This window comes from Agrobacterium sp. AGB01, from assembly GCF_014851585.1.
Classification (GTDB): Bacteria; Pseudomonadota; Alphaproteobacteria; order Rhizobiales; family Rhizobiaceae; genus Agrobacterium.
Window position 1 is genome coordinate 1,143,417 of the sequence record NZ_JACVAB010000001.1, and the last position, 19,480, is coordinate 1,162,896.

Sequence of the window (19,480 nt, forward strand, 5' to 3'; positions counted from 1 at the left end):
ACACTGATCCAACAGAACCCGGAGAACAGCATCTCATGGCATTGACCCTGTCATTCAACCTCGAAGAAAAACTGGCGAATATTGAGCCGGAATACGGCGCGCCGAAACCGGAACGTCTGATCTCGGGAGACCCAAAATTCACCACATGGAATTTCGAAGAGGCTGACGGCGGGGTCTACGCAGGAATCTGGCAATCAACGCCTGGCAAGTGGCGCGTGGAATATGACGAGTGGGAATATTTCAGCATTCTCGAGGGCCATTCGGTGCTGACATCTGACGACGGTCAAAGCTTTGCATTGCGTGCTGGCGACCGGATGCTATTAAGGCCCGGCTTCAAAGGAAGCTGGGAAGTCCTTGAAACGACTCGCAAGGACTACGTGATCCGTCTTTGAAAAAGGACGGGCCGGAATGAATAGGGTAATGTAATGAGAATACTGAGAACGTTTCTGATCGTAGCGATCGTTTCCGTCGGTTTTATTGGTTTCCAGTGGTACAAATATGTAACCAACACGGACAGCCCCTATGATGAGGTAGGCATCGAGCTGAACAGCCGTATGCCGGGACCAATCAACAAATGGGGTTGTGACAAGCTGCACGAGACATTTGGCAATGTTCTCCCGCCCTATGGTTGCCAGGGTGGCAGCGATGGGCGGCAGTGGATTTAACCGCCACAGCATCATATAGACAAAAGCGCCGTGTGTTTTCATCAAACACACGGCGTTTTCATTTTAATGGACAGGTTTCAGGCGCGGCATCCAATCACCAGACAAGATCCAGACGGTCCAGACCATGGAAATGGTAGACATCCTTGACCTCAGGTGTCCGGGCAATCTTCATGCCTGGCAGGCGAGCAAACAGCAACGGCAGCGCGATATTCAATTCAAGACGTGCCAGCGGCGCACCAATGCAGAAGTGAATGCCAGCACCGAAGGACAGATTGGCACCCTCGGCACGGTCTGGCTTGAAGGTAAGGGGATCGGTGAATTTTTGCGGGTCGAGATTGGCCGCCGCCAGAATGAGGCTGACCTTGTCGCCGCGCTTGAAGGCAACGCCGTCGATCTCCACCGGCTCAAGAACCCAACGCTGGAAGATATGCACGGGCGCACAGATGCGCAGCGTCTCTTCAACCGTGCGCTCGGTGGTCCTGTCATCGGAAAATAACGTATCCGGCGCAACGCCACTTTCCAGGATTACCCGAACCGAATTGCCGATCTGGTGAACGGTCGCTTCATGGCCGGCATTCAGCAGAACGATGGTGGTCGACACCAGCTCGTCATCGGTCAGGAACTGGCCTTTGTGTTCGGTGTGGATCATGTGGCTCATCAGGTCATCGCGCGGATTTTCGCGACGATCCCTGATGATGCTGCGAACATAGTCAGCGAATTCCTTGGCCGCCTTGTCCGCCGCATGTTCATCTTCGGTGGTGCGTTTGAACATATACATGCCGACATAGGCATGAGACCATTCCAGCAGCTTCGGGCCCATCTCTTCGGGAATGCCGATCATCCGGGCAATCATCGTCACCGGGATGATATCTGCGAAGGAGGCGAGAAGCTCCGTCTTACCGTCTTTTTCAAAACCGTCGATCAACTTGTTGGCCAGCGCCTCGATTTCCGGCTTCATGATCTCGACATGGCGAGAGACGAAAGCGCGGTTGATGAGGGTGCGCAGCCGCGTATGTTCCGGTGGTTCGATTTCCAGCAGCGAATGGCGCTCGGCCGCATCGAAATGTTTGACGTGTTCCTGCGGTTCGGCAAGGCCCAGTTCTTCGCGGTTGGCGACATGCAGGATCTGCCGTCCGAAACGGCGGTCGCGCAAAAGCGCGTTGACGTGGTCATAACCGGTGAAAAACCACTGTTTCTGTTCCTCCCAATAAAAGGTGGGACAGTATTTGTGCAGAGCCGCATAAACAGCATTCGGATTTCCGAAGAACTCCGGGTTGCGGGCATCAAGCGAGACATGGCGTGTAGCGGTGTCGATTTTGAGAAAATCAGGAATATCAGTCATGCAATCATATCTATTGGAATGGGTGCCGGGCTGGAAGATGTTTTCCAAACCGGAGATGAATGAGCGGTGCGTTCCTGATCTTAGCGGTTGGCAATCGCGGTGATGCGGGCCAATGCCGCGACCTGACGGTCGGCATTGTTATCCATCGGGTCTTCATCACGATCATTGGCGGCAATGACCACGTTGTTTTCACCGTTGAAGAATACGGTTCTGTTGCGGCCGGCCTTCTTGGCGGCGTACAGCGCCCGGTCGGCAATGGTCATCAGCGCGTGGAGATCCGGCGCGCCGCTGTTGTCAGTCGCGATACCGACGCTGACAGTCATGGGAATGGTTTGCTTGCCATCGTCAAGCGGTGTGCGGGCCAGGTGCAGCCTGATGGTTTCGGCAACCATGATCGCCCGGTCGGGAAGGGCGGTTTCCACAAGCAACGCAAATTCTTCGCCACCCATGCGCACGAACATGCCTGTCTCGGAAATGATGGTTTCCGCCATGCGTGAAAACCGCGTGAGCGCAATATCGCCGGACTGGTGACCGTAGCGGTCGTTGATCTTCTTGAAATGATCGATGTCGAACAGGATGAGAGCCACGCTGTGGCCAGAACTGGCCGAGCGTTTTGCCAGTCTTTCGAATTCTTCTGTCAGGCCACGGCGATTGCGAACGCCGGTCAGTTCATCGGTCGTTGCCAACAGGTGCAGGCGCTTTTCGGTTTCTTCAATATAGAGCATGGCGCTAAGCGTGATCACGGCAACAAAGAACAATGCGCCGTAAATGGCGGTAATAGTTGTCAGCGGTACGACATTTCCGGTCGCCATATTATGCTTGATAACCACATAGGCGGTGATTGCTCCGCACAGGGCCTGAAATACCAGCAAACTGGCAAGGGTTTTGCGCGTTGGGCTGCGCTTGCCCTTGTAGTTCAGAAGAACACTGGCCAGCATGAGGTAACCAAGGCCCGCGGCCGTATGATAAAGAACGATGCGATAAGCCATGCTGTCACGTACAGGTGGGACAAACATGAACGCCACCCACAGCAATGCAGGGATCGCGACCCAGCCTTCGATCTTTTTGCCGCTGATTTTTAGGAGGCCTGCAAGCCAGCAGGCAAAGCCTAGCAGCGCGACTGTATTGCCCACCTGAATAGAGGCGAAATTCGGGATTTCCCCGCGCAGCATCACCAGGACGCAGCCAATCGTATTAAGCGCGAAGCCGGACGCAAACAGCAGGTACTGTGTTTTGGCGCGTTGTCGCAGCCACATGCCAAGCAGCAGAAAAGCCAGGGTGAGTGTTTCTGCGGCCCAGAGAAGCATTACTGTTTTGGCATCAAACACCGTACGATCCTAATCTGCGCGTTTGCGCGTTGCTTCACGCGCCATGATCCTCATGATCATGGAGGAAACGCTTGAAACTAACCTGATGGCACGAAGTTCTATTCCGGGAGGAAATGCGGGACGGGCCTGCGCGGAAGTATCAACACCAATTGCTAATGGTTCGTTGCCGGACCGGGGCAAAACTGGGGTGATCCAGAGGTTTATTTCTGACCTATAAACCCCACCAAAGCGCCGGAGGCGGGCTGCGCGACACGAAGGTGCTTGAACTCTTGAAACCTGCACCAGATATAAAGGCCACGGCGGTGGTCGATATTGGCTGCAAATGTGGAAAAACGAGTTCGAAATTTCGAAAAACCGGTACGGCGATCATCTTCGGAGCAGATTTCATTCCCGTTATGAGAAAACTGTGCTGGCGTGGGCTTTGCTGAGACGATGTGACGGGTAATGGACTTGAGAATTCATCAATCATTCACCACATCCCGTTTTCGTCGTTGATGATCAAGCATCGTCAATGCGTCGCTATGGCGACTCATGCGAATGCTCATTAGAGCGCCAGTAAGAAATGCCCGCTATTAAGGATATCCGCCGCCTGTGTCTTGAAGTACGGGGCTTGGACACTCTATGTAGAGAATGAAGAAATAGATTTGATTCCGGTTCGCAGATCGTGCCGGGCAAGAGTTGATAAAGGACGGACATGAGAAATCCAGTTGATACCGCCATGGCTCTGGTGCCGATGGTCGTGGAACAGACCAATCGCGGCGAACGGTCCTATGACATCTACTCGCGTCTTCTCAAGGAACGCATCATTTTCCTGACTGGTCCGGTTGAAGATCATATGGCGTCGCTGGTTTGCGCCCAGCTGCTCTTCCTTGAGGCTGAAAACCCCAAGAAGGAAATTGCGCTTTACATCAATTCTCCGGGCGGCGTCGTGACCGCCGGCATGGCAATCTATGACACCATGCAGTTCATTCGCCCGGCCGTATCGACGCTCTGCGTTGGTCAGGCTGCGTCCATGGGTTCGCTGCTGCTGGCTGCCGGTGAGAAGGGCATGCGTTTTGCAACGCCAAACGCCCGTATCATGGTGCACCAGCCATCCGGCGGCTTCCAGGGCCAGGCATCCGACATTGAACGTCACGCCCGTGACATCATCAAGATGAAGCGCCGCCTGAATGAAGTTTACGTGAAGCACACCGGCCGCACGCTCGAAGAGGTTGAAAAAACCCTTGATCGCGACCACTTCATGGACTCGGAAGAGGCAAAGGATTGGGGCGTCATCGACCGCATCCTGACGTCGCGCGCTGAAATCGAAGGTGCGTCTGCTTAGTAACGCATGCGCGTTTTTGACAATGGTTTGAGACCCTCTGTGGAAATAGAGGGTTTAAACCGGGAAAGAAAACGCTAATAGTACATATTAAGGCTATGTTGAAAATTTATGACGTAGCGTTGATGCTTGAAGGGGATTTCGTTGCCTCCGGGGTTCGGATTGTTTATCCGGTCCGGTTTAGTACCCCCGGAAACAATGCGGGCACGTATCCTGAAAACGGAAAACGTGCCGGCAAGCGGTGAGTTTACCGCATTCCGTTTGACGGAATGACGGCGTGCTGGAAGGAAAGAGATATGAGCAAAGTCAGCGGCAGCAACGGCGGCGACTCGAAGAACACACTCTATTGTTCATTCTGCGGCAAGAGCCAGCACGAGGTCCGCAAGCTTATTGCTGGACCGACGGTATTCATCTGCGATGAATGCGTCGAATTGTGCATGGACATCATTCGCGAAGAGAACAAGAGTTCCATGGTGAAGTCCCGCGAAGGCGTTCCCACGCCGCAGGATATCATCAAAATTCTCGATGAATATGTCATCGGCCAGATGCAGGCGAAGAAAATTCTCTCCGTGGCCGTTCATAACCATTACAAACGTCTGGCACACGCCTCGAAAAACGGGGAAGTGGAACTGGCGAAGTCGAACATCATGCTGGTTGGCCCAACCGGTTGCGGCAAGACCTATCTTGCCCAGACCCTGGCCCGCATCATTGATGTGCCCTTCACCATGGCCGATGCCACGACACTGACCGAAGCTGGCTACGTGGGTGAAGATGTTGAAAACATCATCCTCAAGCTGCTCCAGTCTGCCGATTACAACGTTGAACGCGCTCAGCGCGGTATCGTTTACATCGACGAAGTGGACAAGATTTCCCGCAAGTCTGACAACCCATCCATCACGCGCGACGTGTCGGGTGAGGGCGTACAGCAGGCTCTGCTGAAGATCATGGAAGGCACGGTTGCTTCCGTTCCTCCACAGGGTGGTCGCAAACATCCACAGCAGGAATTCCTGCAGGTGGATACGACCAACATCCTGTTCATTTGCGGTGGCGCGTTTGCCGGCCTGGACAAGATCATTTCGGCACGTGGCGAAAAGACCTCGATTGGTTTTGGCGCAACGGTCAAGGGTCCGGAAGATCGTCGTGTTGGCGAAGTGCTGCGTGAACTGGAACCGGAAGATCTGGTCAAGTTCGGCCTTATTCCTGAATTCATCGGTCGTCTGCCGGTTCTGGCAACGCTCGAGGATCTCGATGAGGACGCACTGATCCAGATTCTGTCGGAGCCAAAGAACGCTCTGGTCAAGCAGTATCAGCGCCTGTTCGAGATGGAAGATGTGGAACTGACATTCCATGAAGACGCGCTGCGCGAAATTGCCCGCAAGGCAATCACCCGTAAAACCGGTGCTCGCGGTCTGCGTTCGATCATGGAAAAAATCCTGCTCGACACCATGTTCGAATTGCCAACGCTTGAAGGCGTTCGTGAAGTCGTGATCTCTGACGAAGTCGTCAGTGGTGTAGCGCGTCCGCTCTACATCTACGCCGATCGCCAGGAAGAAAAGACCAACGTTTCGGCCTGATTCGATTACGCTAGAATTGAAAGCCCCTTGCAGCACGGCTGCGAGGGGCTTTTTCTTTGGCCAATGGCCACATTTCATGGTGTCCCAGGAGAAAGCCTCATGAGTTTTGTGTCTGCCGTTCTCGTACATGTCGCTGATATGGATGAGGGGCTCGCGTGGTATCAGAAAGCCTTTCCAGGCGCCGTGCGAACCGTGTCGCAGCCTTCAGGGTTCGAGTTTTTGCAGATCGGTCAGACGCAGCTGGAACTGGTGCCGGCCGATGACAAGGTAGTAAGCGGGGCCGCTGGCAGTGTGGTCTATTGGTGGACGGACGACTTTGAAAAATCGCTCACCCATCTGCAGGCGCTTGGAGCGGTGCTTTACCGTGGCCCGATGAGAATCGATGGTGATATCCTGATGTGCCAGGTTCGCGACCCATGGGGCAATTGCATAGGTCTACGCGGCGCTGCCCTCTCTGTGGCATAAGGGCAGGGCTGTCAGTTCGGTTTCTGGCGCTTTTGGCGACGCTTTTATCGCAATTCTGCGACGTTCCTGCGGATGGCGGCTATTTTGCGTGTAGAGCCGTTTGCTCTTTGCTGATAATGTTTTACAACTGATTTGTGACGCGGTGTTTCGCGTCTGGCGGCAAGTGTATTTCTGCCCCGCAAGCATGTTGCTTGCGACTGCGTAAAAATTAGTCTTAGTACACGCCGCATTTTAAATTTCGGTCCCTGGCGGGATACCGGCGTTTCGTCTGGCTTGAAATTGGGGTGATGAAACTCCATTTCTGGTAGGAAACGAGAATGCGCCGAAGAACCCAAGAACTTCGGCAGAGTGGCTCATTGAGGCCATGGAAAGGAAATAACATGACGAACACTACGTCTGCAGCATCTGGTGGCACTTATCCTGTCCTTCCCCTGCGCGACATTGTTGTTTTCCCGCATATGATCGTCCCGCTGTTCGTAGGGCGTGAGAAATCTATTCGTGCGCTTGAAGAGGTCATGGGTTCCGACAAGCAAATCATGCTTGCCACTCAGATCAATGCTAGCGACGACGATCCTGAACCATCTGCTATTCATGACGTTGGCACGGTGGCCAATGTTCTGCAACTGCTCAAGCTGCCTGACGGCACCGTCAAGGTGCTGGTGGAAGGCAAGGGTCGTGCAAAGATCGACACTTACACCAGCCGCGAAGATTTCTACGAGGCAACGGCGGACCTTCTGGACGAAACCAAGGATGATCCTGTCGAAGTAGAAGCACTTTCCCGTTCGGTCATTTCCGAATTTGAAAGCTACGTGAAGCTCAACAAGAAGATCTCCCCTGAAGTGGTTGGCGTTGCCGGCCAGATCGAGGACTATTCGAAGTTGGCTGACACGGTTGCATCGCACCTGTCGATCAAGATCAGCGAAAAGCAGGAAATGCTCGAAACCGTCAGCGTGAAGCTGCGTCTGGAAAAGGCGCTTGGCTTCATGGAAGGCGAGATTTCGGTTCTTCAGGTTGAAAAGCGCATACGTTCTCGCGTCAAGCGCCAGATGGAGAAGACCCAGCGCGAATATTACCTGAACGAGCAGATGAAGGCGATCCAGAAGGAACTCGGTGACGGCGAAGACGGCCGTGACGAGATGGCCGAACTGGAAGAACGCATCTCCCGCACCAAGCTCTCCAAGGAGGCCAAGGAAAAGGCCGAGGCGGAGATGAAGAAGCTGCGCCAGATGAGCCCGATGTCGGCAGAAGCCACCGTCGTGCGCAACTACATGGATTGGCTGCTTGGTCTGCCATGGGGCAAGAAGTCCAAGATCAAGACTGATCTGAACAAGGCTGAGGAGATTCTCGAAGTCGATCACTTCGGTCTCGACAAGGTCAAGGAACGTATCGTCGAATATCTGGCCGTGCAGGCACGCGCCACCAAGATTCGCGGACCGATCCTGTGCCTCGTTGGCCCTCCAGGCGTTGGTAAGACTTCCCTTGCCAAGTCCATCGCCAAGGCAACCGGCCGCGAATATGTTCGCATGGCGCTGGGTGGCGTACGCGATGAGGCGGAAATTCGTGGTCACCGCCGCACCTACATCGGCTCCATGCCGGGCAAGGTCGTGCAGTCCATGAAGAAGGCCAAGAAGACCAACCCGCTCTTCCTGCTCGATGAAATCGACAAGATGGGCATGGACTTCCGTGGCGATCCGTCGTCGGCTCTGCTCGAGGTGCTGGATCCGGAACAGAACTCCACCTTCATGGACCACTACCTTGAGGTGGAATATGACCTGTCCGACGTGATGTTCATCACCACGGCGAACACGCTCAATATTCCAGGCCCGCTGATGGACCGTATGGAGATCATCCGCATCGCCGGTTATACCGAAGATGAAAAGCGTGAAATCGCCAAGCGTCACCTGCTGCCTAAGGCCATCAGGGAACATGCGTTGCAGCCGGACGAGTTTTCCGTCAGCGACGATGCGATCATGGCGGTCATCCAGCAGTATACCCGTGAAGCCGGCGTTCGTAGCTTCGAGCGTGAATTGATGAAACTGGCACGTAAGGCCGTGACCGAAATCATCAAGGGCAAGACCAAGTCCGTGGCTGTAACGGCTGCCAACATCAATGACTATCTGGGCGTTCCGCGCTTCCGTCATGGTGAGGCTGAACGTGAAGATCAGGTCGGTGTTGTCACCGGTCTCGCATGGACCGAAGTTGGTGGCGAACTGCTGACGATCGAAGGCGTGATGATGCCGGGCAAGGGTCGTATGACCGTGACCGGTAACTTGAAGGAAGTGATGAAGGAATCGATTTCGGCAGCGGCATCCTATGTCCGTTCGCGCGCTGTTGATTTCGGCATTGAGCCTCCACGTTTCGACAAGAGCGACATCCACGTTCACGTTCCCGAAGGTGCCACTCCGAAGGACGGCCCATCGGCAGGTGTGGCGATGGCAACCGCCATCGTATCGATCATGACCGGCATTCCTGTTTCCAAGGATGTCGCCATGACCGGTGAAATCACACTGCGTGGTCGTGTTCTGCCCATCGGCGGCCTCAAGGAAAAGCTCCTTGCAGCTCTGCGCGGCGGCATCAAGAAGGTGCTCATTCCGGAAGAAAACGCCAAGGATTTGGCCGAGATTCCGGACAATGTGAAGAACGGAATGGAGATCATTCCTGTGTCCCGCATGGGTGAGGTTATCGAGCATGCGCTGCTGCGCAAACCCGAGCCGATCGAGTGGGATGGCAGCATTGAGACGCCACTCGTTGCCACCGTCGAAGGTGTCGATGACGCCGGTCAGACGATCGCACATTGAGGTTTTACGACCTCACGTGAAGCCATATTGGTAAAAAACACACAAAGGCTGGCAGAAATGCCAGCCTTTGTTGTGAAAAAAGCAGCTAGACCTCTTGTTTTTCAGGCGATTCCGGCGCTTTTGAGTTGCGGGTCGCAGGTAGCTAGCTATTCTGCGCCCGGCTTAATTTGAGTCGTTTCAAACCATAGAAAGGGGTGGAAACATGAATAAGAATGAGCTCGTTTCCGCAGTTGCCGAAAAGGCCGGTCTCACTAAGGCAGATGCTGCTTCCGCAGTTGACGCTGTATTCGAAACCGTCCAGAGCGAACTGAAGAATGGTGGCGACATCCGCCTCGCAGGTTTTGGCAGCTTCACTGTCAGCCGTCGTGAAGCCTCCAAGGGCCGCAACCCGTCCACGGGTGCTGAAGTTGATATTCCTGCCCGTAACGTGCCGAAGTTCTCGGCTGGCAAGGGTCTCAAGGACGCCGTGAACTCCTAAAGTTTCCACTATGCGCTGCCTCGCGGCGAGTGAGCGCATATTTGGCTTGTGAGTACTGAAATTGAAAGCCCGGTGCCTTTGCATCGGGTTTTTATTTTGACTTGCGTCTGTTTGCTGTGGATGACCCGGCTAAATAACCGATGTCTGTCATTCGTGTGTAACATGCGTGCAGCAGAAGCCGACTGTTCGATTTAATGGAACAGGAGGCTTCCCATGACGTTTCGTTTTACTTCGGCCGGCCTGATGGCTGTGCTGCTTACTTCCGTCGCCTTGCCTGCTGCTGCTGATCAGGTTTTCAACCGCATTGCATCTTTCCCGGTGGCGCTAAACCTGCCCAAGGACAAAGACGCCAAAACGGTATCGTCTGCTGAGATCATCGCGGCCAGTGAAGATGGCAATACACTGATCTATTCCGACAGCCCGCTGGGCGGCATTGGCTTTATCGACATTACCGATGCCAAGGCACCGAAGGCTGGTGGTGCCCTGCTGCTGGAAGGTGAACCGACGTCGGTTGCCGTTGCTGGAACCAAGGTTCTGGCCGGTGTGAATAGCTCCGAAAGCTTCACCAAGCCATCCGGCAAACTGGTGACTGTCGATATCGCCAGCAAAAAGATAGAAGCCAGCTGCGATCTGGGCGGTCAGCCTGATTCTGTCGCCATTTCACCTGACAAAACATTTGCCGCCATCGCGATCGAAAATGAACGCGATGAAGACGTCAATGACGGCGCATTGCCGCAGATGCCGGCTGGCTATCTGGTCACAGTTGCCCTCAAAGACGGCGTTGCCGATTGCGCCACCGTCAAGCACATTGACATGACTGGCCTGGCAGATATCGCACCGGAAGATCCAGAGCCGGAATTCGTTTCCATCAACACGAATGGCGACATTGCCGTGACGCTGCAGGAAAACAACCACATCGTGATTGTTGATGGCAAAGCCGGCACGGTCAAAAGCCACTTCTCCGCTGGGACGGTTGACCTGGAAGGCATCGACACCAAGTCGGACGGCGCCCTGAAGTTCACGGACAAGCAGGAAGCCCGTAAACGCGAACCTGACGCCATCAAGTGGCTGGGCACAGATCGTGTTGTCATCGCCAATGAAGGCGACTGGGAAGGCGGCGCACGCGGCTTCACCATTTTCGACACAGCTGGCAAGGTCCTCTATGAAGCTGGCGCTTCCTTAGAACATGCCGTCGCCAGTATCGGCCACTATCCCGAGAAGCGTTCGAGAGCCAAGGGCGTAGAGCCTGAAGGTCTTGAAGTCGCAACCTTTGGCGATGACCGCTTTATCTTCGTTCTGTCCGAGCGTAGCTCTGTGGTTGGCGTTTACAAGGATACCGGCGCAGAACCTGAGCTGACACAGCTTCTGCCATCCGGCATCTCTCCAGAAGGTGCTGTGGCGATCCCTGGCCGCAATCTGCTAGCAACTGCCAACGAGGCCGATCTGGTCGAAGATGGTGGTGCCCGTTCGCACGTCATGTTGTTTGAGCGTGCAGAAGGCGAGGCGGCCTATCCGCAGCTGGTATCGGCAACGGTAGACGGCGCGCCAATCGGCTGGGGTGCATTGTCCGGTCTGGTCGCTGACGCTGAAAAGGATGGCATCCTTTATGCGGTTTCCGATTCGGTTTATGGCATGCAGCCATCGATCTACACGATCGACGCAACCCAGAAACCTGCTGTCATCACCTCTGTCTTGCACGTGAAGCGTGATGGTCAGCCTGCCCAGAAACTCGACATCGAAGGCATCACTCTCGATGGCAAGGGCGGTTTCTGGCTGGCATCGGAAGGCAACAGCGAAAAGCTGCTTCCGCACGCACTTTACAACGTCAACGCCAAGGGTGAGATCAAGGCCGAGATCGCACTGCCGAAGGAGTTGCTTGAGGGTGAGACCCGTTACGGCTTTGAAGGTGTGACCGTTGTGGGCGAAGGCGACGACGCCACCCTGTGGATGGCTGTGCAGCGCGAATGGGGCAAAGACGAGAAGGGCTTCGTGAAGCTCGTCTCCTATAACCCGAAGGCCAAGGAGTGGGGCGCTGTGCGTTACCAGCTCGACAAGCCTGAAGCCGGTTGGGTTGGCCTGTCGGAAATCTCTGCCCATGGCGACCACGTCTACATCGTGGAACGCGACAACCAGATTGGTGATGCCGCAGCCATCAAGAAGCTGTACCGCGTTGCAAAGGCTGACCTGAAGCCTGCCAAGATCGGTGGCGAGCTGCCTCTCGTGACCAAGGAACTGGCCCATGACTTCCTGCCAGACCTTAAGGCGCAGACCAATGGTTACACCGTCGACAAGCTGGAAGGCTTTGCTTTCGACAAGTCTGGCAAGGCTTACGCCGTGACCGACAATGACGGCGTGGATGATTCCTCGGGCGAAACACTATTCTTTGCAGTGGACCTCAAGGGCACCAACTGATTTTTAACGCACTAAAAAACGGCCGGACACCAAAATGTCCGGCCGTTTTTGTTTTGGAGTGAGAAAATTCGGGCCACTGACGACGAATCGCATCCTGACGTCAGGACTCAGACGGTGATGTGCTCCGGCAAACGGGCATCAATCCACGCCACCATGTCGTCCAGTACGCGTTCCTTCCCCAGATCATTGAGAAGATCATGGAAATGCCCCTCGTAAAGTTTGAGGGTTTTGTCGCTGGAGCCTGCCGTTTTGTAAAAAAACTCGCTGCCGCTTGGCACTGTCGCTTTGTCAGCAGTGCCATGCAGAATCAGCAAGGGAAGTTTTATGGTCGGAAATTCCCGCTTCAAATGTTCATCGGCACGCACCAGAGCAGCAACTGTTGCAGCTGGCTGTGTTTCATTGGCAATCAATGGATCGGCATTGAGAATACGTACAGCCTCGCCATCGCGTGAAAAATCTTCATTTTTCAGTTTGAGCACCGGTAGGCGAGGGAAGAACCCACTTAAAAATTTGGTGATTCCAAGAACGAAATTGGGGGCGGGCACCTTGAAAGCAAAACTTTCGCAAATCAGGCCGGCCAATCCATCCTGCATTTCCAGAGCATACGAACATGAAACGACGCCACCAGCGCTGTGACCCAGCAAAAAAACTGGCAGATTCGGATTGCGGGATTTCGCCAGATCAATGACGATGCCGAGATCGGCGACATAATCGGCAATATTATCGACATAGAATCGCGGTCCATCGGATTTCCCTCGGCCGCGTAAGTCGAGTGCATAGACAATAAAGCCTCTTTGCATGAATTTTTCGGCGGCCCAGAGATACTGGCCGCCATGAGAATTCACGCCGTGGCAAATCACCACGACGGCCCGAGGCACAGAATCGGGTTTCCACGAGCGTACGAAGAGTCGCAGCCCGCCTGTTGTTGATAAAAATTCTTCCTGAAATGCACTGCCTTCCATCTGCGTCATCGGAAACTCCCGTGGTCAAGGCGTGGGAATTGACCTTTATCACGGGAGCAGCGACGAGCGAAGCGCAAAAATACGCGCTATGATTGCGATGGTGGAGCGAATAAAAACGATGCGGTCAGCGAGTAGGTGCGTTTCTTATTCTTCGTCGGATAAAAGGCCGTCATACACCTCGAGCAACGCAGCGGTTATTGCGGCACCGAGTGCATTTGCAGCCTCGCGAATGGTCTCTTCACTGCTGTCGCGCACTGCAATCGCCAGGGATGAGCCCTCAACGGCAATGATCTCCTTGGCGCGTTCGATTGCCCACAGACCGAAATCACCACGATTGTCGATTGAGATAGTGTCCATGTTGATAATTCCCGTTGGTTGTTTTTTCTGACCAAGCGGAAAACAATACGCCACGAATAAATGGCGACATTCAAGATACTTAAAAGGGGAGACAAGAAGGAAAATGGTGGGCGATGAGAGACTCGAACTCCCGACATCCTCGGTGTAAACGAGGCGCTCTACCAACTGAGCTAATCGCCCTTCGCGTCTTGCGAACCGTTTGTTGTGTTCGCCGCGTCGGTGGCTGTGATCTATGCGGATCAGAAAAAAAGCGCAAGTCCCCTTTGTGAAGTTTTTTCAAAATTTTCTGATTTCGCTGTGCGCAATTGCGTAACATCCCGAGAAAATAAGGGTTTTTCCCAATCATAAAAAATTCAAGAAAATTTCACTCTCTATAGGACGCCCAAAACAGGGGAGGGCTGTGGATAAAATCAGCCGTTTGGGAGGGATTTTGAAAAGAAAAAAACGAAAGCGTATTTTTTGTCATGAAACCTGTTGACACCCAAACATGAACCCCGTAGTTAGCCGCTCACGGACAGTCGAGGCTGCTTCGTTAGGCAGGTTTCTGCTGAATAAGGATTAAGCGGGTGTAGCTCAGTTGGTTAGAGTGCCGGCCTGTCACGCCGGAGGTCGCGGGTTCGAGCCCCGTCACTCGCGCCATCCTTTCCTCGAAAAACGCAGATGAAAATCTGCAATGCGCGGGTGTAGCTCAGTCGGTTAGAGTGCCGGCCTGTCACGCCGGAGGTCGCGGGTTCGAGCCCCGTCACTCGCGCCATTTATTTTTAAATGTCCCCTCCATCATTGTTTATACGCTCGTCTCTCCAGAGACTGTGGCGTGCTTTGCGCGTTGCGTGCGGTTCAAATGAATCGCGTTTGCCGCCCAATATTTCCTTCCTTTTTTGCTCATATTTCCGTTGTGCAAAATGTGCTTTTTGCAGTGCAATTTCCAGCAAATTTCTCACCTTTGTGACTTTGTTTTTTCTTTGGCGGAATATTCATTTTTTTTAAGTATTTAGCGGTATCCAAAGGGGTGGGTGCCAAGGTAGTGTATCGTTATTGTTGCGAAACGATGCGGCAACCGGGTTGAAATGATGCAGAAACTCTTGCAGAGAGAACCCGGCTGCGCTAACGACTTTGGCGTTGCAACATGATTTTTGTCCTTGCAGACGGTTTGTCGCAAGGGATTGTCCGGCGCTCGGCTCGGACAGGGAAGAGTACGATGACTGAACTCCTCAGTTCCTATATTCCGATTGCAATTTTCATTGGTATCGCGCTGGTCATCGGACTGGCGCTGCTTATCGCGCCATTCGCAGTTGCTTATAAAAATCCGGACCCGGAAAAGCTGTCTGCGTTCGAGTGCGGTTTCAATGCCTTTGATGATGCACGTATGAAGTTCGACATTCGCTTTTATCTGGTGTCGATCCTATTCATTATCTTCGACCTTGAAGTTGCGTTCCTGTTCCCGTGGGCTGTGTCCTTCGGTGAGTTGGGCTGGTTCGGCTTCTGGTCCATGATGGTGTTCCTCGGTGTTCTCACCATTGGCTTCATCTATGAGTGGAAGAAGGGAGCTTTGGAATGGGCGTAGGTCAAGACAACACGACGCTGGTTGCTCCGAAGCCGAAAGGCATTATCGATCCGTCGACGGGTAAGCCTGTTGGCAGCAACGATGCGTATTTTACCGAAATCAACGACGAACTGGCCGATAAGGGCTTCCTTGTCACCTCGACCGACGAGCTCATCACCTGGGCTCGTACCGGTTCGTTGATGTGGATGCAGTTCGGTCTGGCCTGTTGCGCCGTTGAAGGACTGATGCAGGCCTCTGGCCCGCGTTACGACCTTGAGCGCTTCGGTGTTGCACCGCGTGCGTCACCGCGCCAGTCGGACGTTCTGATCGTTGCCGGTACGCTGACCAACAAGATGGCTCCGGCTCTGCGCAAGGTCTATGACCAGATGCCTGAGCCACGTTACGTTATCTCGATGGGTTCCTGCGCTAATGGCGGCGGTTATTACCATTATTCCTACGCTGTGGTGCGCGGTTGTGACCGAGTCGTCCCGGTAGATATTTACGTTCCGGGCTGTCCCCCCACGGCAGAGGCGCTGCTTTACGGCGTGCTTTTGTTGCAGAAGAAGATCCGCAGAACCGGAACGATCGAGCGTTAAGGGCAAAGGACAGTACCAATGAGTGAAGCTCTTACCGATCTGGCTGCCTATGTTAAGGAAGCACGTGGTTCGCTGGTTGAGTCTGCCGATATTGCTTTCGGCGAACTCACCCTGAACACAACGCCAGCCAATGTTATCGCACTTCTGACCTTCCTGCGGGATGACGTCCAGTGCGGTTTTATCAACATTATCGATATCTGCGGCGTTGACTGGCCGCGCCGCGAAAAGCGTTTCGATGTTGTCTATCATCTTCTGTCTCCGCGCCAGAACCTGCGTGTGCGGGTGAAGCTGCAGGTGGCGGAAGACGAGGGCGTTCCATCCTCGACATCCGTGTTCATGGGTGCGGAATGGTTCGAACGCGAAGCATGGGATATGTACGGCATTCCGTTTGAGGGCCATGCCGACCTTCGTCGTATTCTCACCGATTACGGCTTTGAAGGCCATCCGCTGCGCAAGGACTTCCCGGTTACCGGATTTGTGGAAGTACGTTACGATGACGTACTGAAGCGCGTTCTGTATGAGCCGGTCGAGTTGAAGCAGGAATTCCGTAACTTCGACTTCCTTTCTCCTTGGGAAGGAACGGATTACGTTCTTCCGGGCGACGAGAAGGCGAAGCAATGACGACCGAAACAACGCGAGAGCAGGGGCAATGTCTTTGCGGCGCCGTTCGCTTCGAGGCACAGGTTGGTGCCCGGGAGGTCGGTGTCTGCCATTGTTCCATGTGCCGTCGCTGGTCCGGCGGCGTATTTCTTGCGGTTGAATGCGAAGGTGTGACGTTTGCAGACGAAAAGGCGCTTGGCGTCTATTCGTCTTCTGAATGGGGTGAGCGGTGTTTCTGCGCGTCGTGCGGCAGCACTCTTTTGTGGCGTTCCAAGGATGGTGCGCACACGGCCGTTTCCGTTCAGGCATTCGAGAACCCTTCCGATTACCGGCTCGTTTCGCAGATTTTTATAGACGAAAAGCCTGATTGCTATTCATTCACCCAGGCCACGAAGAACATGACCGGTGCCGAATTCATCGCCATGGTCACGTCGGCGGAGCAAAAGCATGACTGAACATAATGTTCGCAACTTCACCATCAACTTCGGCCCGGAACACCCTTCCGCGCACGGCGTGTTGCGTCTTGTTCTTGAACTGGACGGTGAAATCGTCGAGCGCGTCGATCCGCATATCGGTCTGTTGCACCGCGGCACGGAAAAGCTGATCGAAACCAAGACCTACCTTCAGGCCGTGCCGTATTTCGACCGTCTGGACTACGTTTCGCCGATGAACCAGGAGCATGCCTTCGCGCTTGCTGTTGAAAAGCTTCTCGGCCTTGAAATCCCGATGCGTGGTCAGTTGATCCGCGTGCTGTTTTCCGAAATCGGCCGCATCCTGTCGCACATCATGAACGTCACCACGCAGGCTATGGACGTTGGCGCCATGACACCGCCTGTCTGGGGCTTCGAAGAACGCGAAAAGCTGATGGTGTTCTATGAGCGTGCCTGCGGCGCGCGCATGCACGCAGCCTATGTTCGTCCAGGTGGCGTACACCAGGACATCCCGCCAGAGCTGGTCGATGATATCGGCAAGTGGTGTGACCCGTTCATTACCGTTCTCGACAACATCGAGGGCCTGCTGACCGATAACCGCATCTATAAGCAGCGTAACGTCGATATCGGCGTTGTCACGCTGGAAGACGCGTTCAACTGGGGCTTCTCGGGCGTTATGGTTCGTGGTTCCGGCGCTGCCTGGGACCTGCGTCGTTCGCAGCCTTACGAATGTTACTCCGATCTGGAGTTCGACATTCCTGTCGGCAAAAACGGCGACTGTTATGACCGTTACCTCATTCGTATGCAGGAGATGCGCCAGTCGGTCCGCATCATGAAGCAGTGCGTTGAGCTTCTGCAGGGCAAGTACCGCGTTGGCGCCGTATCGGCGCTTGACGGCAAGGTCGTTCCGCCGAAGCGTGGCGAAATGAAGCGTTCGATGGAAGCGCTCATTCACCACTTCAAGCTCTACACCGAAGGTTACCACGTGCCAGCCGGTGAGGTTTACGCCGCCGTTGAAGCACCGAAGGGTGAGTTCGGCGTCTATGTTGTCGCCGACGGCAGCAACAAGCCTTACCGCTGCAAGATTCGCGCTCCGGGCTTTGTGCACCTGCAGGCCATGGATTTCCTCTGCAAGGGCCACCAGCTCGCCGACGTGACGGCTGTTCTTGGTTCTCTCGACATCGTGTTCGGGGAGGTCGACCGCTAATGCGTCTGCCACTGGCATATATGGCTGTTCTGTTGTCTGGCGCGTCTGCTGCATTTGCACAGACATCGGACAACATGAGCTCCGCATCCAGTGGCGGCGTTTCCACCATTCGAGGACTTCTGTCCGCAGGCTACGAGATCAAAGCCTCGGTGCCCAACGGCAAGAAGTTCATTGTATTTTTGCAAAAAGACAAATCGGCTTATGCCTGCGAATTCGCCACGGTGGTGGAGTCGCGGTGTGAGCCGTTAAACTGATGAGGCGTGAGCTAGTATGTCCGTTCGTCGATTAGCCGAAGATCAGGTCCAGCCTGTCAACTTTGCCTTCAATGAGGCAAATGCTGCATGGGCGGAAAAGACGATCCAGAAATATCCGGAAGGCCGTCAGCAGTCCGCAGTGATTCCTCTTTTGATGAGGGCTCAGGAGCAGGATGGCTGGGTTACCCGTGCCTGCATCGAGCAGATCGCTGACATGCTGGATATGCCCTATATCCGCGTACTGGAAGTTGCGACCTTCTACACCCAGTTCCAGCTGAAGCCGGTCGGTACGCGCGCCCACATTCAGGTGTGCGGTACAACGCCGTGCATGCTGCGTGGTTCCGAAGCGCTGATGGATGTCTGCCGTCACAAGATCCACCATGATCCGCTGACGCCTAACGCCGAAGGCACGCTGTCCTGGGAAGAGGTTGAATGTCAGGGCGCCTGCGTTAACGCGCCAATGGTTATCATCTTCAAGGATGCCTATGAGGATCTGACGCCTGAGCGTCTGGAAGAGATCATCGACGCGTTTGAAGCAGGCAAGGGTGACACCATCACTCCCGGCCCACAGATTGACCGTCATTTCTCGGTACCTGAAGGTGGCCTGACGTCGCTGACCGAAGAAATCAAGCTGGTTCGTACCAATCTGGAAGCTCCGGCTGCTGCACCTGCTGAACCCAAAGCAGATACGGCACAGGTTCCGCCGTCCAATGCGGCAAAGCCTAAGACGGATGCACCTGAAACAGATCCAAAGCTGAAGACACCTCTTACTGCCCCAAAGGCAGCCGAGGAAAACGTCAAGGCAGCCGAGAAGGAAGCAACTGGCGTAGAGACGAAGACTGAAAAGCCTTCTCTGGACGACAAGAACCGTCCTGCCGCCGTTGCAAAGCCGGAAACCCCGGATGATTTGAAGTTGATTTCGGGTGTAGGTCCGAAAATCGAATCCATTCTGCATGACATCGGCATCTTCACCTTCGCGCAAGTTGCGGGATGGAAAAAGGCCGAACAGGAATGGGTTGATGGCTACCTGAATTTCAAGGGTCGTATTGTGCGGGACGATTGGGTCCGCCAGGCCGAGGCGCTCGCCAAAGGTGGCGAAGCCGAATACATTAAAGTCTTCGGCAAAAAGCCGCGGTAAGAGGTGACG

20 protein-coding genes and 3 tRNA genes are annotated in these 19,480 nt (G+C 54.4%); 17 read left to right on the plus strand and 6 right to left on the minus strand.

Annotated features, from left to right (window positions below; translation table 11 throughout):
• Positions 1-35 precede the first annotated feature (35 nt).
• Together IB237_RS05420 and IB237_RS05425 are read left to right on the plus strand one after the other, a co-directional pair.
• Positions 36-392 carry a cupin domain-containing protein gene (locus tag IB237_RS05420; RefSeq protein WP_192487541.1) on the plus strand — a complete coding sequence of 119 codons (357 nt, stop codon included), beginning with the start codon at positions 36-38 and terminating at the stop codon, positions 390-392.
• Positions 393-425: 33 nt separating this feature from the next.
• Entirely contained in the window at positions 426-665 is a 240-nt protein-coding gene (locus IB237_RS05425) for a hypothetical protein (protein ID WP_192487542.1), read from the plus strand.
• Between the two features lie 94 nt (positions 666-759).
• Here the strand turns inward: IB237_RS05425 and IB237_RS05430 are convergent, their stop codons facing one another.
• The 3 genes from IB237_RS05430 to IB237_RS05440 form a co-directional block, all read right to left on the minus strand.
• Positions 760-2,007, minus strand: coding sequence for a cytochrome P450 (locus tag IB237_RS05430; protein ID WP_192487543.1), 1,248 nt, complete (start codon positions 2,005-2,007; stop codon positions 760-762).
• Between the two features lie 80 nt (positions 2,008-2,087).
• Positions 2,088-3,335: a GGDEF domain-containing protein gene (locus tag IB237_RS05435; RefSeq protein WP_192487544.1), complete on the minus strand. Its 1,248-nt coding sequence runs from the start codon at positions 3,333-3,335 to the stop codon at positions 2,088-2,090.
• Between the two features lie 211 nt (positions 3,336-3,546).
• Positions 3,547-3,804, minus strand: a complete 258-nt coding sequence (locus IB237_RS05440; RefSeq protein ID WP_192487545.1) for a hypothetical protein — start codon at positions 3,802-3,804, stop codon at positions 3,547-3,549.
• Positions 3,805-4,029: 225 nt separating this feature from the next.
• Here IB237_RS05440 and clpP point away from each other — a divergent pair, with 225 nt between their 5' ends.
• From clpP to IB237_RS05470, 6 genes are all read left to right on the plus strand, one after another.
• Entirely contained in the window at positions 4,030-4,659 is a 630-nt protein-coding gene (gene clpP / locus IB237_RS05445; protein ID WP_192487546.1) for an ATP-dependent Clp endopeptidase proteolytic subunit ClpP, read from the plus strand.
• 293 nt (positions 4,660-4,952) lie between these two features.
• On the plus strand, positions 4,953-6,230 hold the full coding sequence (gene clpX, locus IB237_RS05450; protein WP_192487547.1) for an ATP-dependent Clp protease ATP-binding subunit ClpX: 1,278 nt from the start codon (positions 4,953-4,955) through the stop codon (positions 6,228-6,230).
• 99 nt (positions 6,231-6,329) lie between these two features.
• On the plus strand, positions 6,330-6,695 hold the full coding sequence (locus IB237_RS05455; RefSeq protein WP_192487548.1) for a VOC family protein: 366 nt from the start codon (positions 6,330-6,332) through the stop codon (positions 6,693-6,695).
• Between the two features lie 380 nt (positions 6,696-7,075).
• Positions 7,076-9,493, plus strand: coding sequence for an endopeptidase La (gene lon / locus IB237_RS05460; protein WP_192487549.1), 2,418 nt, complete (start codon positions 7,076-7,078; stop codon positions 9,491-9,493).
• Between the two features lie 202 nt (positions 9,494-9,695).
• Positions 9,696-9,971, plus strand: a complete 276-nt coding sequence (hupB, locus tag IB237_RS05465) for a DNA-binding protein HupB (RefSeq protein WP_192487550.1) — start codon at positions 9,696-9,698, stop codon at positions 9,969-9,971.
• A gap of 213 nt (positions 9,972-10,184) precedes the next feature.
• Positions 10,185-12,383 carry an esterase-like activity of phytase family protein gene (locus IB237_RS05470; protein WP_192487551.1) on the plus strand — a complete coding sequence of 733 codons (2,199 nt, stop codon included), beginning with the start codon at positions 10,185-10,187 and terminating at the stop codon, positions 12,381-12,383.
• A gap of 107 nt (positions 12,384-12,490) precedes the next feature.
• On the opposite strand, the gene IB237_RS05475 is transcribed toward IB237_RS05470, so the two are convergent.
• The 3 genes from IB237_RS05475 to IB237_RS05485 all read right to left on the minus strand — a co-directional run bounded on the left by IB237_RS05475 (position 12,491) and on the right by IB237_RS05485 (position 13,882).
• A complete protein-coding gene (locus IB237_RS05475; RefSeq protein ID WP_192487552.1) occupies positions 12,491-13,354 on the minus strand; it encodes an alpha/beta hydrolase in 864 nt (287 codons plus the stop codon).
• A 135-nt stretch (positions 13,355-13,489) separates the two neighbouring features.
• Positions 13,490-13,702, minus strand: coding sequence for a hypothetical protein (locus IB237_RS05480; RefSeq protein ID WP_192487553.1), 213 nt, complete (start codon positions 13,700-13,702; stop codon positions 13,490-13,492).
• A 104-nt stretch (positions 13,703-13,806) separates the two neighbouring features.
• Positions 13,807-13,882, minus strand: a tRNA-Val gene (locus IB237_RS05485).
• 382 nt (positions 13,883-14,264) lie between these two features.
• Here IB237_RS05485 and IB237_RS05490 point away from each other — a divergent pair.
• The 9 genes from IB237_RS05490 (at position 14,265) to IB237_RS05530 (ending at position 19,471) form a co-directional block, all read left to right on the plus strand.
• Positions 14,265-14,341 (plus strand) — tRNA-Asp (locus IB237_RS05490).
• Between the two features lie 38 nt (positions 14,342-14,379).
• A tRNA-Asp gene (locus IB237_RS05495) sits at positions 14,380-14,456 on the plus strand.
• A 444-nt stretch (positions 14,457-14,900) separates the two neighbouring features.
• Positions 14,901-15,266 (plus strand): NADH-quinone oxidoreductase subunit A, encoded by a 366-nt coding sequence (locus tag IB237_RS05500; RefSeq protein ID WP_192487554.1) that lies wholly within the window; start codon positions 14,901-14,903, stop codon positions 15,264-15,266.
• Positions 15,257-15,841 carry an NADH-quinone oxidoreductase subunit B family protein gene (locus IB237_RS05505; RefSeq protein WP_192487555.1) on the plus strand — a complete coding sequence of 195 codons (585 nt, stop codon included), beginning with the start codon at positions 15,257-15,259 and terminating at the stop codon, positions 15,839-15,841. The genes IB237_RS05500 and IB237_RS05505 overlap by 10 nt, the downstream gene beginning before the upstream one ends.
• A gap of 18 nt (positions 15,842-15,859) precedes the next feature.
• Positions 15,860-16,462 (plus strand): NADH-quinone oxidoreductase subunit C, encoded by a 603-nt coding sequence (locus IB237_RS05510; protein ID WP_192487556.1) that lies wholly within the window; start codon positions 15,860-15,862, stop codon positions 16,460-16,462.
• On the plus strand, positions 16,459-16,896 hold the full coding sequence (locus tag IB237_RS05515) for a GFA family protein (RefSeq protein ID WP_192487557.1): 438 nt from the start codon (positions 16,459-16,461) through the stop codon (positions 16,894-16,896). Before IB237_RS05510 ends, IB237_RS05515 begins: the two co-directional genes overlap by 4 nt.
• On the plus strand, positions 16,889-18,079 hold the full coding sequence (locus IB237_RS05520; RefSeq protein WP_192487558.1) for an NADH-quinone oxidoreductase subunit D: 1,191 nt from the start codon (positions 16,889-16,891) through the stop codon (positions 18,077-18,079). The genes IB237_RS05515 and IB237_RS05520 overlap by 8 nt, the downstream gene beginning before the upstream one ends.
• Positions 18,079-18,333, plus strand: coding sequence for a hypothetical protein (locus IB237_RS05525; protein ID WP_192487559.1), 255 nt, complete (start codon positions 18,079-18,081; stop codon positions 18,331-18,333). Before IB237_RS05520 ends, IB237_RS05525 begins: the two co-directional genes overlap by 1 nt.
• Positions 18,334-18,349: 16 nt before the next feature.
• A complete protein-coding gene (locus tag IB237_RS05530) occupies positions 18,350-19,471 on the plus strand; it encodes an NADH-quinone oxidoreductase subunit E (protein WP_192487560.1) in 1,122 nt (373 codons plus the stop codon).
• The last annotated feature ends 9 nt before the right edge of the window (positions 19,472-19,480 follow it).

Coding starts and splice junctions, on each gene's coding strand:
- IB237_RS05420 (WP_192487541.1), top strand. CDS start 36: ATGGCATTGACCCTGTCATTCAACCTCGAAGAAAAACTGGCGAATATT.
- IB237_RS05425 (WP_192487542.1), top strand. CDS start 426: ATGAGAATACTGAGAACGTTTCTGATCGTAGCGATCGTTTCCGTCGGT.
- IB237_RS05430 (WP_192487543.1), bottom strand. CDS start 2,007: ATGACTGATATTCCTGATTTTCTCAAAATCGACACCGCTACACGCCAT.
- IB237_RS05440 (WP_192487545.1), bottom strand. CDS start 3,804: ATGATTGATGAATTCTCAAGTCCATTACCCGTCACATCGTCTCAGCAA.
- clpP (WP_192487546.1), top strand. CDS start 4,030: ATGAGAAATCCAGTTGATACCGCCATGGCTCTGGTGCCGATGGTCGTG.
- clpX (WP_192487547.1), top strand. CDS start 4,953: ATGAGCAAAGTCAGCGGCAGCAACGGCGGCGACTCGAAGAACACACTC.
- IB237_RS05455 (WP_192487548.1), top strand. CDS start 6,330: ATGAGTTTTGTGTCTGCCGTTCTCGTACATGTCGCTGATATGGATGAG.
- lon (WP_192487549.1), top strand. CDS start 7,076: ATGACGAACACTACGTCTGCAGCATCTGGTGGCACTTATCCTGTCCTT.
- hupB (WP_192487550.1), top strand. CDS start 9,696: ATGAATAAGAATGAGCTCGTTTCCGCAGTTGCCGAAAAGGCCGGTCTC.
- IB237_RS05470 (WP_192487551.1), top strand. CDS start 10,185: ATGACGTTTCGTTTTACTTCGGCCGGCCTGATGGCTGTGCTGCTTACT.
- IB237_RS05475 (WP_192487552.1), bottom strand. CDS start 13,354: ATGACGCAGATGGAAGGCAGTGCATTTCAGGAAGAATTTTTATCAACA.
- IB237_RS05480 (WP_192487553.1), bottom strand. CDS start 13,702: ATGGACACTATCTCAATCGACAATCGTGGTGATTTCGGTCTGTGGGCA.
- IB237_RS05500 (WP_192487554.1), top strand. CDS start 14,901: ATGACTGAACTCCTCAGTTCCTATATTCCGATTGCAATTTTCATTGGT.
- IB237_RS05505 (WP_192487555.1), top strand. CDS start 15,257: ATGGGCGTAGGTCAAGACAACACGACGCTGGTTGCTCCGAAGCCGAAA.
- IB237_RS05510 (WP_192487556.1), top strand. CDS start 15,860: ATGAGTGAAGCTCTTACCGATCTGGCTGCCTATGTTAAGGAAGCACGT.
- IB237_RS05515 (WP_192487557.1), top strand. CDS start 16,459: ATGACGACCGAAACAACGCGAGAGCAGGGGCAATGTCTTTGCGGCGCC.
- IB237_RS05520 (WP_192487558.1), top strand. CDS start 16,889: ATGACTGAACATAATGTTCGCAACTTCACCATCAACTTCGGCCCGGAA.
- IB237_RS05525 (WP_192487559.1), top strand. CDS start 18,079: ATGCGTCTGCCACTGGCATATATGGCTGTTCTGTTGTCTGGCGCGTCT.
- IB237_RS05530 (WP_192487560.1), top strand. CDS start 18,350: ATGTCCGTTCGTCGATTAGCCGAAGATCAGGTCCAGCCTGTCAACTTT.